General features: G+C 69.3%; 4 protein-coding genes and 1 pseudogene. 2 read left to right on the top strand and 3 right to left on the bottom strand.

Annotated features, from left to right (window positions below):
- Together Q4F04_RS15060 and yajC are read right to left on the bottom strand one after the other, a co-directional pair.
- A pseudogene (locus Q4F04_RS15060) lies at positions 1 to 668 on the bottom strand (protein translocase subunit SecD); the annotation flags it as partial.
- Between the two features lie 12 nt (positions 669 to 680).
- Complete coding sequence (gene yajC, locus Q4F04_RS15055) at positions 681 to 1,016, bottom strand: preprotein translocase subunit YajC (protein WP_303370609.1); 336 nt, start codon at positions 1,014 to 1,016, stop codon at positions 681 to 683.
- A gap of 199 nt (positions 1,017 to 1,215) precedes the next feature.
- Between yajC and mazG the strand changes: the two genes are divergently transcribed.
- Both mazG and Q4F04_RS15045 read left to right on the top strand, forming a co-directional pair.
- Positions 1,216 to 2,013, top strand: coding sequence for a nucleoside triphosphate pyrophosphohydrolase (gene mazG, locus Q4F04_RS15050; RefSeq protein ID WP_303370608.1), 798 nt, complete (start codon positions 1,216 to 1,218; stop codon positions 2,011 to 2,013).
- A 102-nt stretch (positions 2,014 to 2,115) separates the two neighbouring features.
- Entirely contained in the window at positions 2,116 to 2,823 is a 708-nt protein-coding gene (locus Q4F04_RS15045) for an intradiol ring-cleavage dioxygenase (protein WP_303370607.1), read from the top strand.
- Here the strand turns inward: Q4F04_RS15045 and Q4F04_RS15040 are convergent.
- On the bottom strand, positions 2,824 to 3,441 hold a 618-nt coding region (locus tag Q4F04_RS15040; RefSeq protein ID WP_303370606.1), incomplete at its 5' end, for a tRNA-dihydrouridine synthase.

Raw genomic sequence — 3,441 nt, 5'->3', positions numbered from 1 at the left:
CCGATGCCGGGCACCTGGATCAGGATGCGGTCCTGGCCCTGGCGCTGGATGGTGGGCTCGCGGGTGCCGACCTCGTCCACGCGGCGGCGCACGATCTCCAGCGATTGCTGGATGGTGCGGTCGTCGGTCGCAGCCTTTTCAGCCGCCGAAAGCTGCACGATCAGGGTGGGTCCGCTTGCCGTGACATCGAGGGTCGAGGCCCCTGCCCCCGTCAGCGACACCACGGGCGCGGCGAAGGTCCGCGCGATCTGCACCGCGCGGGACATCTGGTCGGGATTGCCGATCTCGACATGCAACTGGTCGGGAGGTCCCGGAACCCGGCGGACGCCGCCCAGCACGTCGCGCTCGGCCGCCAGCGCATCGCGCAGTTCCGGCCACAGCGCGGTCATGCGCGACTGGTAGACCTCGTCGACATTGATCTCGCCCAGAAGATGCGCGCCGCCCCGCAGGTCAAGCCCGAGGTTCACCAGCGTCGAGGGCAGCCAGTCCGGCCACAGCGACCGCGCGGCTGCCTGCTCGGGCGTTTCGAACCCGGCCCGTCCGGCCTCGACGATGGCGTCGTTATGCGCCTCGACCCGCCCGTAGAACAGGTTGGGCATCGCATAGAGCAGCCCGAAACCCACGACGGCGAGGATCAGGATGCGCTTCCAGGTCGGGATCTGCAGCATGGCGGCCGCGCCTTACGCGTTCGCGGCGGCGGGGGCGGTGCGGTTGACCACCTGCGCGATGGTGGGGCGGACGACGCGGATGCGGACGCCGGTGGCGATCTCGACCTCGACCTCGTCGTCGCGCACGGACACGACCTTGCCGATGATGCCGCCCTGGGTGATGACGGTGTCGCCCTTCTTCAGCGCCTCGATCATCTGGCGATGCAGCTTCATCTTCTTCTGCTGCGGCCGCATGATCAGGAAATACATGATCAGGAAGACCAGGATCAGCGGGATGAACTGGGCGAAGGCTGCGCCGCCGCCGGCGGCAGGTGCCGCGGCCTGGGCAAAGGCAGGGGAGACGAACATGGGCGATCCTTGTCGAAGGGTCTGGAAGCGCCGGGCCGAAAGGCGCCGGGCGGCGGATTGGCGCGGAACCTAGTCGCGCAAGCAGCCCTTGTCCAGAAACAGCCGCCATGACCGGGTCACGACTGCGGGGGCGGATGATGGACTCTTCCGCACCGCTCGTGTCTGTGGGCGGCAGTCCATTCGAACGGGGCAATCACCCATGTCCGACGCATCCGACGAAACCCGGCGCCTGATCGGGATCATGGCCGCGCTGCGCGATCCGCAGACCGGCTGCCCTTGGGACATCGAGCAGGACTTCGCCACCATCGCCCCCTACACCATCGAGGAGGCGCATGAGGTCGCCGACGCCATCGCGCGGCAGGCCTGGGACGAACTGCCGGGCGAGCTGGGCGACCTGCTGCTGCAGGTGGTGTTCCACGCCCAGATGGCTTCGGAAAAGGGGATGTTCGACTTCGCGGCCGTGGCCCGCGCAATCTCGGACAAGCTCGTGGCGCGGCACCCCCATGTCTTCGGCGACGAATCCCGCGACAAGTCCGCCGAGCAGCAGGTGCAGGACTGGGAGGCGATCAAGGCGCAGGAACGCGCCGCCAAGGCCGAACGCGGCACGCTGGACGGCGTGGCGCTGGGGCTGCCGGCGCTGACCCGGGCGGTCAAGCTGCAGAACCGCGCGGCCCGCGTCGGCTTTGACTGGCCTGCGACGGACCAGGTGCTGGACAAGCTGCGCGAGGAAACCGCCGAACTGGTCGCCGCCCGCGAAAGCGCCGACCCCGCGCATCTGGCCGAGGAATTCGGCGACCTGCTGTTCGTGATGGCGAACCTTGCCCGCCACTTGAAGATCGACCCCGAGGAGGCGCTGCGGGGCGCGAACACCAAGTTCACCCGCCGCTTCCGGTCGATCGAATCCGCGCTGGCCGCGCAGGGCCGCCGCCCCGAGGACTCGACGCTGGACGAGATGGACGCGCTGTGGAACGTGGCAAAGGCGGCCGAGAAGACCTGAGCGAAGACCGCAACCGTGCGGGATGTGGCTTGACTCGAGGCTCTCCGGCTGCCGTCCTGAACCTGCCGCCCGCCGTTGCGGGCCAACAGCAGAGGCAGTCCCATGACCCCGCATGACCCGACCCGTCGCGCCCTGCTTGCCGCGCTTGCGGCCGCGCCCGCCGCGATGCTGGGTGCCCGTCCGACTATGGCACAGGGGAACGAGGCCGCCTCGGCGGGCCTCATCTCGACCAATGTCTGCCTGCTTGGCGTCGATGTGACGGAAGGGCCGTTCTACCTTGACCGCGGGATGGTCCGCGCCGACGTGACCGAAGGCAGGTCCGGCCTGCCGCTGGAAATGGCGATCCAGATCGTGGACGCCTCCTGCCGCCCCATCCGAGGGGCACGCGTGGACATCTGGCATTGCGACGCACTCGGCGTCTATTCCAACGTCGCCGGACAGGATACCGCGGGGGAGACCTTCCTGCGCGGCACCCAGATGGCGGACGAGCGCGGGGTCGTCATCTTCAGGACGATCTATCCGGGCTGGTACCGGGGCCGCACCACCCATATCCACCACAAGGTGTATCTTGATGACACCAACGTGCTGACCGGCCAGATCTTCTTCCCCGACGCGTTGTCCCAGCGGATCTATGACCAGATGCAGCCCTATGCCGGGCGGCGGGCGGAACGCGACACCTTCAACGGGAACGACGGGATCGCGCGGCGCGCGGGCCCCGGCGCCTTCGCCGGGATGGAGGCGGCGGGCGACGGCTATCGCGGCAGCCTCGTCATCGGCGTCGACCCGCAGGCCACAAGCCGCAGCGCCTGACTAGCCGCTGACCGCGGCCAGCGCGGCATCGTAGTCGCCAAGCGTTCCGCTTGCGCCGCGCTCGGACAGGATGCGCTTCCATGCCCTTGCGCCGGGGCGACCGTGAAACAGCCCCAGCATGTGCCGGGTGATCTGGTGCATCCGCCCGCCCGCGCCGATGTGCCGTGCGATCACCTCGCGCATGGCCAGCGCAGCGTCGGCCGGTCCGGCAAGGGGCGGCTCGTCCCCCCACAGCCGGTCCGCCGCCCCGAGGATGTTCCACGGCTCATGATACGCCGCACGGCCGATCATGACGCCGTCCATCGCCCCAAGATGCGCCTCTGCCGCCTGCAGCGAGCCGATGCCGCCGTTGACCGACAGGTGCAGCGACGGGAACGCCGCCTTCATCGCATGGACCAGCGGATAGTCGAGGGGCGGAATCTCGCGGTTCTCGCGCGGGCTGAGCCCCTGCAGCCAGGCCTTGCGGGCATGGATGGTGACGCGGCGCACACCCGTCGCGGCAAGCGTTTCCAGGAAGGCGGGCAGCACCTCGGCAGGCTCCTGCTCATCCACGCCGATGCGGCATTTCACCGTGACCTCGACGGGGCTGACGGCCTGCATGGCGCCGACGCAATCGGC

Source organism: Paracoccus sp. (in: a-proteobacteria), assembly GCF_030536915.1.
In the GTDB taxonomy this organism is placed as follows: Bacteria; Pseudomonadota; Alphaproteobacteria; order Rhodobacterales; family Rhodobacteraceae; genus Paracoccus.
This window is presented reverse-complemented; position numbering and strand designations above follow the sequence as displayed.